The sequence below is a fragment of the Paraburkholderia kururiensis JCM 10599 = LMG 19447 genome, assembly GCF_003986935.1.
Lineage (GTDB): Bacteria > Pseudomonadota > Gammaproteobacteria > Burkholderiales > Burkholderiaceae > Paraburkholderia > Paraburkholderia kururiensis.
Genome location: NZ_RJZE01000013.1, coordinates 144,498 through 163,999, shown reverse-complemented (window position 1 = coordinate 163,999; position 19,502 = coordinate 144,498). Strand labels below are relative to the sequence as shown.

The 19,502-nt window shown below is 66.7% G+C and carries 19 protein-coding genes, 1 other RNA gene and 1 riboswitch; of the genes, 9 read left to right on the top strand and 11 right to left on the bottom strand.

Annotated elements, in window-relative coordinates; all coding sequences use genetic code 11:
• Positions 1-4: 4 nt before the first annotated feature.
• Together PKKP23_RS17380 and PKKP23_RS17375 are read left to right on the top strand one after the other, a co-directional pair.
• Positions 5-1,138: a threonine-phosphate decarboxylase gene (locus tag PKKP23_RS17380; protein WP_126877815.1), complete on the top strand. Its 1,134-nt coding sequence runs from the start codon at positions 5-7 to the stop codon at positions 1,136-1,138.
• A 32-nt stretch (positions 1,139-1,170) separates the two neighbouring features.
• Complete coding sequence (locus PKKP23_RS17375) at positions 1,171-2,145, top strand: cobalamin-binding protein (RefSeq protein WP_126877814.1); 975 nt, start codon at positions 1,171-1,173, stop codon at positions 2,143-2,145.
• A 78-nt stretch (positions 2,146-2,223) separates the two neighbouring features.
• On the opposite strand, the gene PKKP23_RS17370 is transcribed toward PKKP23_RS17375, so the two are convergent.
• From PKKP23_RS17370 to PKKP23_RS17345, 6 genes are all read right to left on the bottom strand, one after another.
• On the bottom strand, positions 2,224-2,868 hold the full coding sequence (locus PKKP23_RS17370) for a histidine phosphatase family protein (RefSeq protein WP_126877813.1): 645 nt from the start codon (positions 2,866-2,868) through the stop codon (positions 2,224-2,226).
• Positions 2,853-3,668 carry an adenosylcobinamide-GDP ribazoletransferase gene (locus PKKP23_RS17365; RefSeq protein WP_126877812.1) on the bottom strand — a complete coding sequence of 272 codons (816 nt, stop codon included), beginning with the start codon at positions 3,666-3,668 and terminating at the stop codon, positions 2,853-2,855. The genes PKKP23_RS17370 and PKKP23_RS17365 overlap by 16 nt, the downstream gene beginning before the upstream one ends.
• Positions 3,669-3,790: 122 nt before the next feature.
• Positions 3,791-4,846 (bottom strand): nicotinate-nucleotide--dimethylbenzimidazole phosphoribosyltransferase, encoded by a 1,056-nt coding sequence (gene cobT / locus PKKP23_RS17360; RefSeq protein ID WP_126877811.1) that lies wholly within the window; start codon positions 4,844-4,846, stop codon positions 3,791-3,793.
• Between the two features lie 228 nt (positions 4,847-5,074).
• The gene (locus PKKP23_RS17355; RefSeq protein WP_126877810.1) at positions 5,075-5,887 is read right to left on the bottom strand and encodes an ABC transporter ATP-binding protein; all 813 of its coding nucleotides are present in this window, start codon (positions 5,885-5,887) and stop codon (positions 5,075-5,077) included.
• Positions 5,884-6,921 (bottom strand): FecCD family ABC transporter permease, encoded by a 1,038-nt coding sequence (locus PKKP23_RS17350; RefSeq protein WP_126877809.1) that lies wholly within the window; start codon positions 6,919-6,921, stop codon positions 5,884-5,886. The genes PKKP23_RS17355 and PKKP23_RS17350 overlap by 4 nt, the downstream gene beginning before the upstream one ends.
• A 9-nt stretch (positions 6,922-6,930) precedes the next feature.
• On the bottom strand, positions 6,931-8,916 hold the full coding sequence (locus PKKP23_RS17345) for a TonB-dependent receptor domain-containing protein (RefSeq protein ID WP_126877808.1): 1,986 nt from the start codon (positions 8,914-8,916) through the stop codon (positions 6,931-6,933).
• Between the two features lie 124 nt (positions 8,917-9,040).
• Positions 9,041-9,319: riboswitch (cobalamin riboswitch) on the bottom strand.
• A 348-nt stretch (positions 9,320-9,667) separates the two neighbouring features.
• On the opposite strand from PKKP23_RS17345, the gene PKKP23_RS17340 reads away from it, so the two are divergent.
• The 5 genes from PKKP23_RS17340 to PKKP23_RS17320 all read left to right on the top strand — a co-directional run bounded on the left by PKKP23_RS17340 (position 9,668) and on the right by PKKP23_RS17320 (position 12,221).
• Positions 9,668-10,060, top strand: coding sequence for a coiled-coil domain-containing protein (locus tag PKKP23_RS17340; protein WP_126877807.1), 393 nt, complete (start codon positions 9,668-9,670; stop codon positions 10,058-10,060).
• Entirely contained in the window at positions 10,057-10,371 is a 315-nt protein-coding gene (locus PKKP23_RS17335; RefSeq protein WP_017773161.1) for a cell division protein ZapA, read from the top strand. Before PKKP23_RS17340 ends, PKKP23_RS17335 begins: the two co-directional genes overlap by 4 nt.
• Before the next feature lie 126 nt (positions 10,372-10,497).
• Positions 10,498-10,679, top strand: a non-coding RNA gene (gene ssrS / locus PKKP23_RS17330) — 6S RNA.
• Positions 10,680-10,796: 117 nt separating this feature from the next.
• Positions 10,797-11,255 (top strand): EVE domain-containing protein, encoded by a 459-nt coding sequence (locus PKKP23_RS17325; RefSeq protein WP_126877806.1) that lies wholly within the window; start codon positions 10,797-10,799, stop codon positions 11,253-11,255.
• 237 nt (positions 11,256-11,492) lie between these two features.
• Positions 11,493-12,221, top strand: a complete 729-nt coding sequence (locus tag PKKP23_RS17320) for an SIMPL domain-containing protein (RefSeq protein ID WP_017773159.1) — start codon at positions 11,493-11,495, stop codon at positions 12,219-12,221.
• A gap of 98 nt (positions 12,222-12,319) precedes the next feature.
• Here the strand turns inward: PKKP23_RS17320 and lgt are convergent, their stop codons facing one another.
• Both lgt and PKKP23_RS17310 read right to left on the bottom strand, forming a co-directional pair.
• Complete coding sequence (lgt, locus tag PKKP23_RS17315) at positions 12,320-13,225, bottom strand: prolipoprotein diacylglyceryl transferase (RefSeq protein WP_017773158.1); 906 nt, start codon at positions 13,223-13,225, stop codon at positions 12,320-12,322.
• Between the two features lie 137 nt (positions 13,226-13,362).
• Entirely contained in the window at positions 13,363-14,313 is a 951-nt protein-coding gene (locus PKKP23_RS17310; RefSeq protein ID WP_026121118.1) for a LysR family transcriptional regulator, read from the bottom strand.
• Between the two features lie 144 nt (positions 14,314-14,457).
• On the opposite strand from PKKP23_RS17310, the gene ilvD reads away from it, so the two are divergent.
• Positions 14,458-16,131, top strand: a complete 1,674-nt coding sequence (ilvD, locus tag PKKP23_RS17305) for a dihydroxy-acid dehydratase (protein WP_126877805.1) — start codon at positions 14,458-14,460, stop codon at positions 16,129-16,131.
• 186 nt (positions 16,132-16,317) lie between these two features.
• Positions 16,318-16,662, top strand: coding sequence for a c-type cytochrome (locus PKKP23_RS17300; protein WP_126877804.1), 345 nt, complete (start codon positions 16,318-16,320; stop codon positions 16,660-16,662).
• A 120-nt stretch (positions 16,663-16,782) separates the two neighbouring features.
• Here PKKP23_RS17300 and PKKP23_RS17295 read toward each other — a convergent pair whose 3' ends face one another.
• From PKKP23_RS17295 to PKKP23_RS17285, 3 genes are all read right to left on the bottom strand, one after another.
• On the bottom strand, positions 16,783-17,328 hold the full coding sequence (locus PKKP23_RS17295; protein ID WP_161978113.1) for a DUF2486 family protein: 546 nt from the start codon (positions 17,326-17,328) through the stop codon (positions 16,783-16,785).
• An 87-nt stretch (positions 17,329-17,415) separates the two neighbouring features.
• Complete coding sequence (locus PKKP23_RS17290; RefSeq protein ID WP_126877803.1) at positions 17,416-17,832, bottom strand: DNA polymerase III subunit chi; 417 nt, start codon at positions 17,830-17,832, stop codon at positions 17,416-17,418.
• Positions 17,833-17,902: 70 nt separating this feature from the next.
• Positions 17,903-19,414: a leucyl aminopeptidase gene (locus tag PKKP23_RS17285; RefSeq protein ID WP_126877802.1), complete on the bottom strand. Its 1,512-nt coding sequence runs from the start codon at positions 19,412-19,414 to the stop codon at positions 17,903-17,905.
• Positions 19,415-19,502 lie beyond the last annotated feature (88 nt).

Genomic DNA, 19,502 nt, shown 5'->3' with positions numbered 1-19,502 from the left:
GCAGATGACAGACGCCGCGGGCGCGCCGCGCATCGTCCACGGCGGCAATCTGCATGAGGCGGCGCGCCGCTACGGCGTACCGTACGACGCGTGGCTCGATCTCTCGACGGGCATCAATCCGCACGGCTATCCGGTGCCACCCGTTCCTGCCGACGCCTGGCGCCGCCTGCCCGACGAAGACGACCACGCCTTTGCCGCGTGCGCCGCGCGCTACTACGGCGCGCCCGACGCCGCCCACGTGCAGCCCACGGCCGGCAGCCAGGCCGCCATCCGCGCGCTGCCCGCGCTGTTGCCGCGCGCGAGCGTGGCGATCGCGACCCTCACCTACGGCGAGTACGCGCCCGCCTTCGCCGGCGCGGGCCACGAGTTGACCGCGCTCGACACAACGTGGGACACGCTGCCCGCGGGCATCCGTCACGTGATCGTCGCCAATCCGAACAATCCGACTGCCGCGCGCCTCGACGCAGCCGTGCTGCTTCACTGGCACGCGCAACTCGCCGCGCGGGGCGGCACGCTGATCGTCGACGAAGCGTTTGCTGATGCGTTTGCCGATGCGTTTGGTGATTCCGTCGCCCACTCATCTGCCGACCCGGGTGCCGATGCTTGCGGCAATGCCTCCTGCGCCAACCGAAGCCGCGCTTCGCTTGCCGGGCACGTCGCGCAACGGGGGCTTGTCGTACTGCGCTCCCCGGGCAAGTTCTTCGGACTCGCGGGCGCACGCTGCGGCTTCGTGCTCGCGCAACCGGCGCTGTTGCGCGAGCTTGCGGCAAAGCTCGGCGCATGGACCGTGAGCGGCCCCGCGCGTCACGCCGTCATGCACGCATTCGCCGATACGGCCTGGCAGACGCGCATGCGTGCCCAGCTCGCCGACGAAAGCGCGAAGCTTGCGGCCTTGCTGCACACCCACGGTTTCGCAGCGCGTGGCACGCCGCTCTTCGCCTGGGCCGCAGACCCACGCGCCGAAGCCCTGCACCACGCGCTCGCACAACGCGGCATCTGGACGCGATTATTCAGGCATCCTGCGAGTCCGCACGACGTGCCGAGCATTCGCATCGGCCTGCCTGCCAATGCCGCCGAATGGCAACGCCTCGAACAACAATTCGCCGCGAGCGTCGAAGCGCTCGCCCTCAACCGATGAATTTTTCCCGCAGGCTTCACGCGGTCGCTCGCATGCGTTGCGCGGCCACCGCTTCCGTTTCCATCCGCGCCTTCGCGTCGCACAGAACAAGCTCACGGCGAACGGCGGCAGGCTTGCTGCTGACCACCCTGGCGCTCGCCGCGGCCCAGACGGCGAACGCGGCCATCACCGTCACCGACGACACCGGCGCGCCCGTCACGCTCGACACCCCCGCGCAACGCGTGGTGAGTCTCGCGCCGCACGTCACCGAGTTGATCTACGCAGCGGGCGGCGGCGCAAAGCTGGTGGGCGCGGTGTCGTACAGCGACTACCCGCCCGAGGCGAAGACCGTGCCGCGCGTGGGCGACAACAAGGCGCTCGACCTCGAACGCATCGCGGCATTGAAGCCCGATCTCATCGTGGTCTGGCGGCACGGCAACGCACAGCAACAGATCGAACGGCTGCGCGAACTGCATGTGCCGCTCTACTTCAACGCGCCGCATCACGTGGACGACGTGCCCGCCACGCTCGTGAAGCTGGGCACGCTGCTCGGCACAAGCGCAACGGCGCAGGCTGCTGCCGACGCGTACCGGCGGGAGATCGACGGCCTGCGCGCACGTTATGCCGCGAAGCCCGCCGTGAGCGTGTTCTATCAAGTGTGGGACCAGCCGCTGATGACCCTCAACGGCACCGACACGGTAAGCGACGTCATCGCGCTTTGCGGCGGACGCAACGTCTTCGCGAACCTCGCGCCCGTGGTGCCGACGGTCTCGACGGAAGCGGTGCTCGCGGCGAACCCGGAAGCCATCGTCACGGCCGCGCCCGGCGCCACGACGCCGCAAGGCCGGCTTCCCGGACTCGACCGATGGCGCGGGTGGCCCACCCTCATGGCGGTGGCGCGCGACAACCTCTTTGCCATCGACGGCGATCTGATCGACCGGCCAGGGCCGCGTCTCGCGCAAGGCGCGGCCCTGCTTTGCGAAGACCTGGACCGGGCGCGATCGAGACGGCCCGGCGGCGGGAAGTGAACAGGAGAAGACGGGTGATTTGAGACGGAGCGTGAGCCCTCACGGCTCCACGCTTTCAGGCTTTCAAACGTTCCAGCTTCAAACATTCCACCGCACGAGCGCCCACGGCGAATCCAACGCGTCACGCCTGAGCCACACCACGGCCGGCAACGCGAGCGGCCATTTCATGCAGTGCGCGAGCGGCAACCCGAGCACACGCGACGCAATCGCGCGGATCACACCCGCATGCGTGACGGCCCACAGCGCCGTGCTTTGCGCCACCGGGGGCATGGTGTGCTCGTGAGTCGCCGCCACAGCGTCCACTTGCGCACCTGAATCGACCGACACATCGAGCCACGCATTCACACGCGCCACGAACTGGGCCACGCTCTCGCCGCCATGCTCGCGCGCGTGCTCGAAATCAGCGGCCCAGGCGTCGAGCACGGCGCGATCGATTGCGTCCCAGCGTTGCAGCTCCCATGCGCCGAAGTGCATTTCGGCGAGCCTCGCGTCCGTATGCAAATCGCAGCGCGCTTCAACTGCAAGCGCTTGCGCGACCCGCGCGCAACGCGACAGGGGACTCGTGAACAGCACGTGTGGCAGCGGCACATTCAACGCAGCGAGGCGCGACGCCAGCATGGCGGCGCTGGCTGCTGCGTCGGCGGCGAGCGGCACGTCGCTGTTGCCGTAGCAAACGCCCGGCTCCACAGCGACGGCCGGATGACGGATCAGAACGAGATCCACGCGAGCGCCGCCAGGTAGAGCGCAATCTCGAAAACCTGCTGCGCGAAGCCGAGACAATCGCCGGTATAGCCGCCAATGCGGCGCACGAAGTATCGCCCCAGCGCGTAACGCAGCACGGCGAGCAGCGCGATCATCGCAACACCTTCGCGCCAGTCGGGCCAGACGAACCAGGCAAGCCACGGCAACGCAAACGCGCACGCACCGAACCACGCGATCACACTCATGCGTTGCGCCACGGGCTTCGCCTTGCCTTCGTCGCGTACGTAGTCGAGCGTCACGAGATAGCTCACGGCGCAGGCGCGGCTCACCGCGTGCGCCGCGATCATCAGTATCGCGAAACGCCCTGGGCTCAACGCTGCTGAAGTCATGGACGAAGCCGATGCCTCGTGCGACGTGGTCAGCGTCACGAGCGTCTGCCACTTGAGCGCGAGCGCCACGAACAACGCGATGGCACCGAACGCGCCGATGCGCGAGTCGTGCATGATGCGCAGCACGTCCTCGCGACGGTACGCGCCGCCGAATGCGTCGCAACAGTCGGCGAGGCCGTCTTCGTGGAAGGCTCCGGTCACGGCGAGGGTGGCGGTCATCGAAAGCAGCACGGCCACGCCAGGCCCGAACACGCGCGACGCAGCCAGATAAACGAGTGCGCCAAGCGCGCCGACGCAAGCGCCCACGAGCGGAAAATAGCGCGCCGCAGCGGTGAGCCACTGCGGCTCGTAGCCCACCCAGCGCGGCACCGGCACACGCGTGAAGTAGCCGAGCGCCGTGAAGAAGTAGCGCAGTTCGGCAAGCGGATTCATCGGCTGGAGGCTCCGTTCATGCTCAGCTCGTGCTCAATTCGTGGTGTACGTCGATGCGGACTTCGATGCACGCACCCGATGCACGCCGCCCCAAGCCGCAAATGCCCGCTGCGCTCGCGGGCCTACGCATCGCGGTCCGACACACCGGCCGACTCGAAGCTCGCCATCTCGTTGAGAAACGCGACGGCCGCGCGCAACAGCGGCACCGCGAGCGCCGCGCCCGTGCCCTCGCCGAGCCGCATGTCGAGCGCGAGCAACGGACGCGCACCGAAGTGGTCAAGCATGCGCCGGTGGCCCGCCTCGTTCGAGGCATGCGCGAACACGCAGTACTCGCGCACGTCGGGCGCGATCGCGTCGGCCACGACGAGCGCCGCTGTCGCAATGAAGCCATCGACGAGAATCACCATGTGCGCTTCGGCCGCGGCGAGAAACGCGCCGGCCATCATCGCGATCTCGAAGCCGCCGAAGGTGGCGAGCACGTCGAGCGGGTCACCCGATACGGGGTGACGTTCGAGCGCCGCCGCCAGCACGTTGCGCTTCTTCGCGAGGCCGGCGTTGTCGAGGCCGGTGCCGCGGCCCACGCATTCGTCGATGGACACGCCACACAGCCGGCTCATCAAGCACGCAGCCGACGACGTATTCGCAATGCCCATCTCGCCGAAGCCGATCACGTTCGTGCCGAGCGCCGCGTGATGGCGCACGCGCGAGGCACCGGCGCGCATTGCTTCCAGCGCTTCGTCGCACGTCATGGCGGGCTCGTGCGCGAAGTTGCGCGTGCCGCGTGCCACGGGAATATCGACGAGGTTCGGGCTCGTATCGAGCGGCGCCGCCACGCCGGCGTTGACGACCTCGAGCGCGAGATCGGCCACGCCGCTGAACGCGTTGACCGCCGCACCGCCCGCGAGAAAATTGGCGACCATCTGCGCCGTAACGGCCTGCGGATAAGGGCTCACGCCTTCGTGCGCAATGCCGTGGTCGCCCGCGAAGATGATGAGCGCGGGCCGCGTGACCGAAGGCTGCGTGGTGCGCTGGATCATGCCGATCTGGCGCGCCAGCGTTTCGAGGCGCCCGAGGCTGCCGGGCGGCTTGGTGCGGGTATCGATGAGATGCTGAAGCCGGTCGCGCAGCGACTGGTCAAGCGGCTCGACGAACGGTAATCCGGTAGATGGCGAAGTCATGGTAGGTCAACAGAAATCGTGATGCGTCATTCGAAAAGAGCAAGTCGAGACGAACAGGATGAGCGAAATGAAGCCATGCCGATATGCGCAGGGCAATCGGGCGTGGCCCGTATTGGGCAACGAGGTGCTACACGAGGCATCAAATGAGGTGCCAAATGAGGCGCCAAATGAGGCGCCAAGCGAGGCATCAAGCGAGATGCCAAGCGAGGCGCTAAACGCCAGCCCCCATCATCGGGACGCATTCCCGGCCGGCAGCGCCGGAATCAATGCTTCGTGCGGGCCGTCGCGAATCAGCACGAGCGGGTAGCCGAACGCGTGGCTCGCCCGCTCCGGCGTCAGCACCTCGCGTGCCGGCCCCGCATGCCACGTGCCGTCGCCATTTAGCAGCAGCGCGTGGGTCGCGAAGCGGCGCGCCAGGTTCAGATCGTGGGACGAAAAGACGACCGTTCGCGCGGACTGCCGCGCCCACGCGAGGAGCGCATCGAGACAGCTGATCTGATGATGCAGGTCGAGATGCGAGAGCGGTTCGTCGAGCAGCAGCAGCGGCGCATCCTGGCACAGCGCAGCGGCAAGCGCCACGCGCTGGCGCTCGCCGCCCGAGAGCGAGAGCACATCGCGCGCGGCGAAGTGGCCGAGGCCCAGCAGATCGAGCGCCGCGTGCGCCGCGGCGCGGTCGGCCTCACGCTCCCAGCCCCATCCGGCCAGATGCGGATACCGGTTCAACAGCACGACGTCGAGCACGCTCGTGCTGAACGCGTCGTGAATGTCCTGCGGCATCAACGCGCGACGTTGCGCCAGTTGGGCGGGCTGCCACTCCGCAAGGCGCACGCCGTCCAGCGCGACGTGCCCCGCCGCGGGCTGCACGAGACCCGCGAGCGCCGAGATCAGTGTCGTCTTGCCCGCGCCGTTCGGCCCGGCAATGCACCAGATCTCGTGGGCAGCGAAAGTCTGCGTGAAGCCATCGAGTAGCGTGCGCGTTCCCGCGCGCAAGGTCAGATCGTGTGCGGTGAGTGCGAGGCCGGTGGACAAAGCGGCGTTCATCGGTGCCGCCTTTTCAACAGCATCCACAGAAATACCGGCACACCGGCCAGCGCGGTCACCACGCCCACGGGCAACTGCGTCGGTGCCACGACGGTGCGCGCGGCGAGGTCGGCGGCCATCACGGCGACACCGCCCGCGAGCGCCGCCGCGGGCAGCAGCATGCGCTGGTCGTTGCCGAATGCGAGCCGCAGCACGTGCGGCACCACGAGGCCGACGAAGCCAATGGTGCCGCCCGTCGTCACCGCCGCGGCCGCCGCCAGCGACGCCGTGAGATACACACGCAAGCGCAGCGGCACGACGGGCACGCCCAGCGCCTGGGCGGCGGCGTCGCCGCGCAGCAGCACGTTGAGCTGCGGCGCAACGGGCACGACGACCGCCAGCACGACAGCGAGCGCGATCAACGTGAACCACGGCATGCCGACGCCGTTCAACTCGCCGGTCAGCCAGAACAGCATGCCGCGCAAATGCGAGTCCGGTGCCAGCGTAAGCAGCAGCGTGATGGCCGCGCCCCATCCCGCCGCGATCACGGCGCCCGTGAGCAGCAGCCGCGGCGAGGTGTCCTGCGGCTCGCCGCGCCAGAGTTCGCGACGCGCGAGGCCGAGCACGAGCAGGATCGACAGCAGCGCGCCCGCGAATGCGCTCGCGTTGACCATCCACCACGCCGAGCCCGCGAGCAGCGCGAGCAGCGCGAACACCGCCGCGCCACCGGAAACGCCGAGCACGTACGGCTCCGCGAGCGGATTGCGCAACAGCACCTGGAGCAGCGCGCCGGCCATCGAAAGCAGCGCGCCGCACGCGAAGCCCGCCAGCGCGCGCGGCAGCCGCAGCGTGCGAACGATCTCCGCCGCGATGTCGGCGCCGTGCGAACGCGTGGGCAGCAGCGCCGCCAACGCATCACGCACGGTGACGGGCACGCTGCCTATCAGCAGCGAGGCCGCGAACACCGCGACGGCGAGCACTGCCAGCGCGGCCCAGATCACGACCGCGCGTTTCGCTGTCATGCCGGGCGCGGCGGGCAGGAAGAGACGGTTCATGGCCGCCCTTCACTGCTGCTGCCAACCCAGCGTGAGGTAGGCGCTGCGCCGCGGCGTGTTGTACGTGTAGGCGAGCTCATAGTCCTTGTCGAAGAGATTCTGGATCTGCGCGGCAACGTACCACGACCGGGTGATGTTATAGCGCGCCGAGAGGTTCACGATGCCATAGCCGCCGAGGTTCGAGCCGCTGTCGTTGCGGGCGCCGCTCACGAGCCATTCGCCGCCCACCCGCCAGCTGCCGATGCTGCGATTCGCCGTGAACGAGGCGAAACGGCGCGCACGCCGGTTGAGATCGGTGTCCTTGTCTTCGTCCACGGGATTTTGCAGCGTCAGCGCGGCGCGCACGTCGGTTTTGCCGACATGGCCGCTCCACGATGCCTCGAGCCCCTGCACTTTGGCGTGCCCCACGTTCTCGGCCATGTAGACGCCGGGCGTGACCTGCGCGGACTGGATCAGGTTCGAGTAGCGCGTCTGAAATGCGGTGAGCCGCATGAGGCCGAACGCGTCGGAGGCATATTGCAGCGCCGCTTCGACCGAATGGCTGCGCTCGGGACGAATGGTCGGATTGCCGTAGTACGGGTAGTACAGGTCATTGAACGTGGGCGCGCGAAACGCGTCGGACCAGCTCGCCGTGGCCTTCCAGTGCTCCGTGATGTCGAAGCCGTAACCGAGGTAGTAGCTGTTCGCGCCGCCGAAATCCGAGTACTGGTCGCGCCGCACATTCGCCTGGAACTGGCTGCGTCCGAAGCGCCCCGTATAGCCCGCAAAGCCCGAATCGACGTGGCGGTTCGGCGCGCTGTACTGGTTCGAGTCAAGCGTCTGGTCCAGATGCTCGTAGCCCACCTGGATCTTCTGCTGCGGCGCGAGCATGAAGTCGTTCTGCCAGGTGTACTGACGGTTGTCCGAGTTGAAATGGTCCGTATAGACGCCGTTGAGTTCGGTCTGGCTGCGGTCGTTGCCCGTTGCGGCAACGAGGTGCGTGGTCCACCAGTCCGTCACCTTGCCGTTCGCGAATACCGAGGCCTGCTGCACCTTCGTGTAGAGGTTGTTGAGATCGGTCGGCACGCCGTATGCGTTGTCGTAGCTGCTGTTGCCGTTCGACTGGAAGAAGCGCACGCCGGCGTCCCAGCGCTCGTTGAATGTATGACGAAGCGACGCCGATACGCTTTCGTTCAGGTAACCGTTCGCGTTCGGATTCACGGCCGGCACGAGCGCCGGATTGATCGACGAAAAGCCGTCGTCCTTCGCGCGCGCGAGCGACACGCTGAAGGTCGTCTTGCCCTCGGCATCGAGCGCGCCTGAGACGCCCACCTGCTGGCGCTGCGCGTGATAGCTGCCGTATTCGGTCTCGAAGTTGAAGCGCGGCGGGTAGCTGCCGCCGTTCTTCGTGAAGATCTGCACGACACCGCCAATCGCACCGGAGCCATAGAGCGCCGACACGTTGCCGTTCACCACTTCGACGTGATCGATCTGGTCGAGTGGAATCTGCGCGATCTGCGCGCTGCCGAGGCTCGTTGAATCCACACGCACGCCGTCGATCAGCACGAGCGATTCGCTTGCATCCGCGCCGCGCATGAAGAGCGTCGCCGTGGAGCCGGGGCCGCCGTTGCGCACGATCTGCGCGCCAGGCGCGAACTGCAGCAGGCCGGGCAGGTCGCGTTGGGTGGTGTCGGCGATGTCCTGGGCGTCGAACAGCGTGGTCTGCGGGATCGCGTCGGCAAGGCGCTGCGGCGCGCGATCCGCGGTGACGACGACGGGAGCGAGGGTCCGGTCGCCGGCGGTGAGGATCTGCGCCGATGGTGTCTTTGTGGCCGCGCTTGCGGCGGCTGGCGCGGCGCGTGGCGCGTCAGTGGTGCTGTCCGTGGACTGGGTGGCAGGGGTTGAACCGATGTCCGAACTCGACTGCCCGGCCGAGGGCGCGGCGGACTGCGCAAAGGCGGCCAGCGGCAAGCCCGTCAAGGCGAGCAGCGTCGCGCGGGCGATAGGGGTAAGCATGGAGCGATTTTCCTGTGGTAGCGTGCCCGGCTTCGCTCCCCGCGAAGCCAACGCGTCATGAGGCACGCACACACGCCAGACAATCCACCAGGGCCGCAGCCGCTGCCGGCAATGCTGGCGAAGCGGCGCGCCTCGCCCTCTGGCCGGTATCCGGGCTGACGACGCATCGATTCGCCTTCCCACGCACGTGTGCGCAGTGGCTTGCAGGCGCGCCGCTCGACGGATGGAACCGTCGGCAGCGCACGTCGAATCGATAGGCACGCGGTGTCATGCGCGTGCAGTCGCTTACCGTTGCGGGGGCAGCACAGGTTGACGCGTCCGGGGACGGACTGCGCTCCCTGTTTCCCGTTTAACCACGCTTGCGTTGGGCGCAGGCGCGGGCACCAGAGTGCGGCAAGTGTAAGGAGGTGCGCTCACGAGCGTCAAGGAAGCCCTGGACGCGGCCGGGACATGGCGGCGAGACATCAAGAAACGCCCCGAAAACTGTCAAAGATGGTCAAGAACGTGGTAGCGGCAAGTGTCAAATCCGCAGCGGCCTGCCTCGTTTATAGGGGAGCACGAAAGAGCACGACAGCGGGCAGCCATGCACGAAAGTGCCTCGCGGCAAGGGCGCGCACGCAATCCGCGTTCCGCGGACGCGCGTTGCAGGGGGCTTCGCAGCAGGAAGCCGGCTGTTACGTCTCGAAACGACACAGATGACAGAAGCGTCCGCATTCCGCGCTAAAATGCCCTCCTTTAGAGGACGCAGCACATGCTCAACGAACTCGAAACACTCTCCCAGAACATCGGGCGGCTGATAGAAATCAATCAGCAGCACCACGAGGCGCGTCACGCGCTCGAAGAGCAGGTCGCGCAATTGCACGCGCAACTGGATGGCTCGCGCGCCGAAATCGAACAGCTGCGCGAGGAACGCAACGCGCTGCAGGCGGAACGCGACACGCTGTCGGCAAAGATCGACGACGCGCAGGTCCGGCTCAACGCCATCCTCGAAAAGCTGCCGCGCGCCAAAGGCCAGGGCGAACCGGACAACCAGCTCGACCTGCTCGCTTCGTCGCAACAGGAAGAAGAGCGCGAAGAAGGACATGACGCGCACGGCGAAACGGCTTCGGGCACTCACGAAGTGCGCCACGGAGAAAACGCATGAGCACGAAACTGATCGAAGTCTCGATTCTCGGGCAGAACTATCGTCTCGCCTGCTCGCCCGAAACGGAGCCCGCGCTGATCGAAGCGGCAGCTCGCGTGGATGCGGAAATGTCGAAGGTGCGCGAACACAGCAACGTGCGCGGCACCGACCGCATCGCGGTCATGGCAGCACTTTCGCTCGCATCCGAACTGCTGCGCCTGCAGACGAGCGTACGGCACGGCGAGGCTTTCCCGGCCGAAGAAATCCGGCGTACAATGCGCCAGATGAACGAGCAGCTGGGTACTGTGATTCAGCAGTACGGCGTGCAGTAAAGATTGAACGGCGGGATTGAACACAGCGCGTTTAATCCATATATACTGCGCTCTTCAACAAACCGGCCGCGCAGCAGTGGCGCGAAAAAACGGTTTCAGCAGGAACGGTTTCAACAGGTTTAGTCAGCTTCCCTGCCTGGTTCGCCAAGGTCATATATTCCTTGAACCAATGCCATGTGCACGGTTGCGGAAATTTGTAGCACGGGCGTGCGCGTCACTCTGTCTGATGTACCCGAAGTGCTGCTAACTGCGACCAATTCTGAACCTCAGGTTCAGGATGCCGGCCTAGCGGCTAAGGCGGGGACCTATTCGAACGGCACCGGACGAGAGTCCGGTGCCGTTTTACTTTGCGGGCTGCTGTCTTGCCGTTCCTTTGCTGTGCAGCCCCTCTCCCCAACGCTCACTTTCGACGTTCACTTCGACTCATGCGCTACTGGCTGATGAAGTCCGAACCGGGCGAAGCAAGCATCGACGACCTCGCCAAAGCACCCAGGCACACGCTGCCCTGGACCGGCGTTCGCAACTATCAGGCACGCAACTTCATGCGCGACACGATGCGCATCGGCGACGGCGTGCTGTTCTATCACTCGAGCTGCCCGGAGCCCGGCATCGCAGGACTCGCCGAGGTGTCGTCCACGGCCTACCCGGACCCAACCCAGTTCGACGCGAAGAGCCCCTACTTCGACCCGAAGTCGAGCCAGGAAGAACCGCGCTGGCTGCTCGTCGACGTGGTGTTCAAGAAGAAGGTGCCGCTGATTCCCCTCGCCGCACTGCGCGAGCACCCAGAGCTTGCCGACATGCGCGTGCTCGCGAAAGGCAACCGGCTCTCCATCACGCCCGTCACCGAAGCCGAGTGGCGCTTCATCACGAAGCACCTCATGTAACGCGAACCCGCGGGCCGTGCAGCGAAGCGTCGTGCCGCTCAGGTTCACGACTGTTCGCCGCAATCGTCGAGACGGGGAACCACGCGCATATGATGCAAGCCTAACGGCCACGCAAGCGCCATGCCACGCGTGGGGCGCGGCGGATGTGTATCTGCCGCCGACCTCGCCGCACCGTTGCGCGCTTGCGCCGCGCACGCATTCGAAGGTGCGAAGAACCCGTTCAGAAGGAGTCAAAAAATGACCAGAAAGACTGCGCTTGCCTTCGCGATCACACTCGCCACGGCCGCGCCGCTTGGCCTCTCGCTCGTCCCTTCGGCCGCCTGGGCGCAAAGCGACGCGCGTTATCAGCCTGCGGGCGTGCTCTCGCTTTCTGCGCAGGCGAGTGCCGAAGTACCGCAGGACGTCGTCGAAATCACGATGTTCTACGAGCAGGAAGCGAGCGACCCCGCCTCGCTCACGACCACACTGAACCAGCATGCGGACCGCGCACTCCAGCAGGCCAAGGGCACAGCCGGCGTAACCGCGCGCTCGGGTCAGTTCTCGATCTATCCGTCCACGGACCGCGACGGCCGCATCTCGGCCTGGCGCGGTCGCACGGAAATCGTGCTGGAGTCGCGCGACTTCGCGGCAGCCTCGCGTCTCGCCGGCCAACTCGCGTCCGGCATGCAGGTGGGCAACGTGCAGTTTTCGCTTTCGCCGGAAGCGCGCCGCGCCGCCGAACAGAAACTCTCGGGCGAAGCCATTGCGTCGTTCCGCGACCAGGCGTCGTCGGCCGCGCGCGCGTTCGGCTATGGCAGCTACTCGATTCGCGAGGTCAACGTCGGGTACGGTGGCATTCAGCCGCGGCCCGTCATGATGATGGCCGCACGCTCCATGGCAGCGGATGCGAAGGCCGCGCCGATGCCGCTGGAAGGCGGCACGTCCACTGTGACAGTCAATGTCTCGGGTTCAGTGCAGATGAAGTAACGTTGCGCTGTTCACCGCATCGACGTGACGGCGCAAGAGCCGGTGGGCCGAAGGGGCTGAACCTGAAGCCGCTTCGGCCCACCTGAATCCAACCCGGCTCAACTCACCTCGGCCGGCCGCGCCGTTTCGCGGCCATGCCGGCGATAAGCCCACACCATCATCGCGCAGCCCACGAGGATCATGGGCAGCGAAAGCCATTGGCCCATCGAAAAGCCCAAGGCAAGCAGGCCAAGGAAGTCGTCAGGTTCCCGCGCGAACTCCACCGTGAAGCGCGCAAGGCCATAACCGATCAGGAACAGCGCCGACACGGCGCCGAGCGGCCGCGGCTTGCGCGAAAACAGGATGATCACGAAGAAGAGCGTGATGCCTTCGAGCGCAATCTCGTAGAGCTCCGACGGATGCCGCGGCAGCATGTGGTATTGCGCGAACACGTCGGCCAGGTGCCACTGGGCCGCCTGCTGCGGATGCGTGGCGAGCCACTGCGCGTCGTCGTTGGAAGCGCCCGGGAACATCATGGCCCACGGCGCGGACGGGTCCGTCACGCGGCCCCACAGCTCCCCGTTGATGAAGTTGCCAAGCCGGCCTGCCGCGAGCCCCGTGGGCACCATCGGCGCGATGAAGTCGGTCACCTGGAGCCAGTGGCGCTTGCGCTGCCACGCGAACAGCACCATGGCAAAGGTCACGCCGAGAAAACCGCCGTGAAACGACATGCCGCCTTCCCACACTTTGAAGATGTCGAGCGGATGCGCGAAGTACCAGCTCGCCTTATAGAACAGCACGTAGCCGAGGCGGCCGCCCAGGATCGTGCCGAGCACGCCGTAGAACAGCATGTCGTCGATGTCCTTCGCAGTCCAGCCTTGCGCCGCCACGTACGGCAGCCGCAGCCGCAGGCGGCCCACGACGATTGCCGCAATGAACGCGACGAGATACATGAGGCCATACCAGCGCACCGCCAGCGGGCCGAGGTGAATGGCTACAGGGTCGAAATTCGGGTGGATCAGCATCGTGGAGTCGGTTTCCCGCGATCGGTGTGAGTGTCAGGTAAAGGGTAAAGGGCAACAGCAGACGAAAGCGTGGGCGGCAGCGTGCGGGTTCGACCCGCATCGCACGACATTGTTCGCCGTCGCGCAACGCGCTTCGCTCAGCCCAGCGGCCCCGCCGTGGCCGCATGGGCGCGCACGATATCGATGAAACCGGCCAGCACCGGGCTCACCTGCGCCGTGCGCCACACCAGCCCCGTTTCGATGGCGGGCACCGCCTCGCGCAAGGGCCGGTAGACCACGCCCGTGCGCCGCAGGTTACGCAGCGATTGCGGCACCAGTGCGACGCCCATGCCGGCCGACACGAGGCTGACGATGGTCTGCATCTGAATGGCCTCCTGGCCGATGCGAGGCGTCAGACCGGCCGCGCCGTAGCAATCCATAATGATGTCATAAAAGCCTGGCGCCAAACGCCTTGGGAAGACCACGAGCGGCGCGTCGGCAAGATCCGCGAGGCTCACGGGCGTGTCGCACCAGTCGTCGGCAGCGGGACCGCCCGCGCGTACCGAAACCTCCGTTGGCATCGCGATCACGAGCGGCTCGCGCGCGATCGGCAGATACGAAAGCTGCGCGACATGGCGCGGCGGCAGCGGTGCAATCACGAGACCGGCGTCGATGCGTCCCGCTACCAGTTCCTCGACCTGCACGTCGCTCGTCGCCTCGGCGAGCTGCAGCCGCACGCGCGGATAGCGTGTGCCGAAGTCGCGCAGCAGAAGCGGCAGCAGCCCGTAGTCCGCGGTAGAAACGAACGCCAGCGAAAGCACCCCGGCCTCGCCGCGCGCAAGGCTCTGGGCAAGCGGCCGCAGACCGTCCGCGGCGGCGAGCAGCCGCCGGACCTCAGGCAAAAGGTCCGCGCCCACCGGGGTGAGTTCCACGGTGCGGCGCGTGCGGGCAAAAAGCTCCACGCCGAGCGTCTCCTCCAGCGCGCGAATAGCCTGGGAAAGCGGCGGCTGCGTCATGGAAAGCCGCGCTGCGGCGCGGCCGAAGTGCTTTTCCTCGGCCACGGCCACAAAGTAGCGCAACTGACGAAGATCGGGTGTTGTCGAGAGCATCGATTGATATGTTTTGCGACCTAATATGCCATCAATAATATATTGGACATTCGATTCGCGAAACTGCATGCTTCTCGCCACATGCCGGTGACAGGGCGCCCAAGCCCGCCCGGCGTCGCATAACAGCATCCTACGGAGCTCCCCATGTCGTACAACCGCCGTTCGAAGAACATCACCCAGGGCGTCGCGCGCTCGCCGAACCGCTCGATGTACTACGCCATCGGCTACGAGAAGGCCGACTTCGACAAGCCGATGATCGGCATCGCCAACGGCCACTCCACCATCACGCCGTGCAACGCGGGTCTGCAAAAGCTCACCGACGCGGCCGTGGCCGCCGTGAAGGGCGCGGACGCCAATCCGCAGACCTTCGGCACGCCCACCATTTCGGACGGCATGTCGATGGGCACCGAAGGCATGAAGTACTCGCTCGTGTCACGCGAAGTGATCTCGGACTGCATCGAGACCTGCGTACAGGGCCAGTGGATGGACGGCGTGGTCGTGATCGGCGGCTGCGACAAGAACATGCCGGGCGGCATGATGGCGCTCGCCCGCATGAACGTGCCGGGCATCTACGTGTACGGCGGCACGATTCGCCCCGGCCACTGGAAGGGCAAGGACCTGACCATCGTGTCGGCCTTCGAGGCCGTCGGCGAATTCACGGCGGGCCGCATGTCCGAAGAGGACTTCGAAGGCGTGGAGCGCAACGCGTGCCCCACCACCGGCTCGTGCGGCGGCATGTACACGGCCAACACGATGAGTTCGTCGTTCGAAGCACTCGGCATGTCGCTGCTCTATTCGTCGACGATGGCGAACCCGGACCAGGAAAAGGTCGACTCCGCCGCCGAATCGGCGCGCGTGCTCGTTGAAGCCGTGAAGCGCGATCTGAAGCCGCGCGACATCATCACGAAGAAATCGATCGAAAACGCGGTCTCGGTGATCATGGCCACGGGCGGCTCGACCAACGCCGTGCTGCACTACCTCGCGATCTCGCATGCCGCCGAGGTGGAATGGACCATCGACGACTTCGAGCGCATCCGCCGCCGCGTGCCCGTGATCTGCGACCTGAAGCCGTCGGGCCAGTACGTGGCCACCGACCTGCACCAGGCCGGCGGCATTCCGCAGGTCATGAAGATCCTGCTCGACGCGGGTCTCCTGCATGGCGACTGCATCACCATCACGGGCAAGACGCTCGCCGAAGAACTGAAGAACGTGCCCTCCGTGCCGCGCGCGGACCAGAAGGTGATCTACCCGATCGACAAGGCGCTCTACAAGGAAGGTCACCTCGCCATCCTGAAGGGCAACCTCGCGGAAGACGGCGCCGTGGCCAAGATCACGGGCCTGAAGAACCCGGTCATCACGGGCCCGGCACGCGTGTTCGACGACGAGCAAAGCGCGCTGCAGGCGATTCTCGACGACAAGATCAAGGCGGGCGACGTGGTCGTGCTGCGCTACCTCGGCCCGCAAGGCGGTCCGGGCATGCCCGAAATGCTCGCGCCGACCTCGGCCATCATCGGCAAGGGGCTGGGCGAATCCGTGGGTCTCATCACGGACGGCCGTTTCTCGGGCGGCACCTGGGGCATGGTGGTGGGTCACGTCGCGCCGGAAGCCTTCGTGGGCGGCACGATCGCGCTCGTCCAGGAAGGCGATTCGATCACCATCGACGCGCACCAGCTGCTGCTGCAACTGAACATCGACGACGCCGAACTGGCGCGTCGCCGCGCGGCCTGGAAGCAGCCGGCGCCGCGCTATACGCGTGGCGTGCTCGCGAAGTACGCAGCGCTCGCGCGTCCGGCCAACAAGGGCGCGGTGACGGGCTAACGCAGGTCGCGCACCGGGGTCTCGCTTGCACAGCACCAGCGAGCGGTCCCGGAACGCCGGCCCGCCGCCACGGCTGCGGCAGGCGCAGCACAGGCATACACGAAGGGGCGCCCGGGGAAACCGGGCGCCCCTTTGCTCTTATAATGCGACCACCACAGTCGGGCGATCGTCCCGGCGGAGACCATAATGAAACGAGAGTCGCATGCAGTAGCCGCACTGGCCGCTGCGCTGGCGGGCCTGTTGGTGGCGCCGGGCGCGGTGTTCGGGGAACAGGTCGCGTCGCAGGGTCTTGCGCTTGCGCAGCAGCAGAACTGCACGAGTTGCCACGCCATGACGCGGCCTTTCATGGGGCCCGCGCTCCACGATATCGCCTTGAAATACGCGTCGCGCAGCGACGCGGCCACCTACCTCGCCCACAAGATCACCGACGGCAGCAGCGGCGTATGGGGCCGCGTGCCGATGCCGGCGAACACGCAGCTCACGCCGGACCAGGCCGTGACGCTCGCCAACTGGATCCTTTCCTTGAAGTGAGCGCGGGGTGCCCGTGAGCGGGCCCTGCAGCCGATGAGTCAGCCGTTGAGTCAGCCGTTGAGTCAGAGCTGCTGAGTCAAAGCCGCTGAGTCGGCCCATAAGCTGGCCGATCAATCCGCCTCAGTGCCGAACGGGCGGATCGGCTGGGGCCGGTTGCTGCGCGCGCTCCTCGCGCACCGCCTCCACCGCTTCTTTCACCCAGCCTGTGATCTCGGTTTCGAGCGCCAGCGCGACTTCACGCACGACCGTGCCCACGAGCCAGTTCGCGTGCTCCTGCATCGCCTCGCGGCAGCGCGCCTCGATGAGGCCGCGCCCCTCGCCGGTCAGATAGTCCATGCAGCGCCCCCGCAGCCGCTCGACCAGCGCATGTTCCGTGCTTTCGTCGGGCTGCGCGCTTGCGGGTCCGGCTAGGGGTTCGTCTAACCGCTCACTCAGGACCGGAACGTCGCCGAGCGACGGTTCCATGAAGCGCGGCTCGACGGCGTCATTGGGATGCGTGGTGAAGCCGCTCATCGCCGATGGCTCTAGCGGTTCGTCCACGACTGCGGCAGGTGTGAGCCCTTCGGGCAGGTGATGCGACGGCGGCGTGGCCCGTGCGTGGTCCGGCTTGCCCGGCACGACAACGTCGTCGAGCATCGGAATCGAAGTGTCGTCATGGTTGGACACGATCACCCTCCTTCGCTGTAGCTGGCGGCAAACAAAGCCGCGCACGATGCATGCCGGCGCGCAGAGCCCGGCATGCACGTGCCGCGCTCAGCCTTCCTGCCGGTAGTTGTTCAGCGCATAGCCGCGATCGCGGTAGAAGCGATATCGCTCGCGCCCCGCGGTCAGGTCCTCGGGCGCGTTGCCCACCACTTCGAGCAGCCGCTCGAAGCGTGCGAACTGCGGCGGCACGTCGCCCCCCAGGTTCACCAGCACCTGATGGTGCGGCACGCCTTCCAGGTCCGAGGCGAGCACGACCGGGGTCTCGGCGGCCAGCGCGCTCTGCGCCATGCAATGCGGTACGAATTCGAGCGGCGCGAAGGTCCAGAGCTGCCCGTCGAGAGCACGCAGCCGCGTCGGGTCGGCCAGCACGACCGTCGAGTGGCCGGCCTGATACACCTTGCGCAGCAGCCGGCACGCATACAGCAGCGCATCGCCCACGTTCGTATGAAAGTCGATTCGCGTCATCGCATTCCTCGCGCGCACGCGGCGGCTGGACGGCAGAGCGCGCCGCACGCCGCGTGCAATACCACGCCGATCACTGCGCCGCGCGATCGATCAGGAACTGCGTGAGCAGCGGCACGGGGCGACCCGTCGCGCCCTTGGCGGCGCCGCTCTTCCAGGCCACGCCGGCGATGTCGAGGTGCGCCCACGAGTACGCCTGCGTGAAGCGCGACAGGAAGCACGCCGCCGTCACGCTGCCCGCGGGACGGCCGCCGATGTTGGCGACGTCCGCGAAGTTCGACTTCAGCTGGTCCTGGTATTCGTCGTCGAGCGGCATGCGCCAGGCCGGATCGTCGGCTTCGCGCGACGCGTCGAGCAGTTCGCCCGCGAGCGCATCGTCCTTCGAGAAGAGGCCCGCGTTGTGATGGCCGAGCGCGATGATGCAGGCGCCCGTGAGCGTGGCGACGTCCACCACGGCGGCGGGCTTGAAGCGCTCCGCGTAGGTGAGCGCGTCGCACAGAATGAGACGGCCTTCGGCGTCGGTATTGAGCACTTCGATCGTCGTGCCCGACATGCTCGTCACGATGTCGCCCGGCTTCGTCGCGTTGCCGGCAGGCATGTTCTCGCAGGTGGGAACCAGCGCGACCACGTTCAGCTTCAGGCCCATTTCGGCAACCGCGCGCATCGTGCCGAGCACGGAGCCCGCGCCGCACATGTCGTACTTCATCTCGTCCATGGCCTCGCCCGGCTTGAGCGAGATGCCGCCCGTGTCGAACGTGATGCCCTTGCCCGCCAGCACCACCGGCGCCTCTTTCGCGCCCGCGCCCTGATACTGGAGCACGATGAACTGCGGCGGCTCGACCGAGCCGCGCGTAACCGAGAGGAACGAGCCCATCTTGAGGGCTTCGATCTGCTTCTGGCCGAGCACCTCGACCTTGAGCTTCCAGTCCTTTGCGAGCTTCTTCGCGACGTTGCCGAGATAGGTCGGCGTACAGACGTTGCCCGGCAGATTGCCGAGGTCGCGCGTGAGGTCCATGCCGTTGGCGAGCGCAACGCCTTGCTTCGCAGCCACCTTCGCTGCTTTCTCGTCGGCGGCGTCCACCGAGAACACGATGCGCTTGAGTGCGCGCGGCGTCGTGTCCGGCTTGCTCTTCATCTGCGTGAAGCGGTACGTTTCGCTGCGCAGCGCGAGGAGCGCGGCACGCACGGCCCAGTCCGACGAACGCTCCTTGACGGGCAGTTGCGGCAGCGTGAACGTGACCTGCACGATCTTCGTGCCGAGGATGGCGCGCCACGCCGCCTTGACCGCTTCGCCGTAAGCCTTCTGCGTGAACGCATCCTGTTTGCCAAGGCCGACCAGCAACACGCGGGAGGCGCCGATGCCCTGCACTTCGTGCAGGAACAGCGTGCTGCCCGCCTTGCCTTCCATGTCGCCGGCCTTGACGATGCGCGTGATGAGCCCCTTGGTCGCTTCGTCGATGGCGAGCGCGGCGCCCGAAAGACTTTGCGACTCGAACACGCCGATCACGACGCAGTCCGATTTTCCGGTCAGGAACCCGCTCTGGGCCCCTTTGCTCCAATCACAGGCTTTTATGCTAAAGTCCATCGCGCTTGTCCTCGGATAAAATCTGGGCTTAGGATGAAAGCCGCAATTATCCGCTATTTTTCCCGCGGCGGCTGCCAAGGTCTAGCGC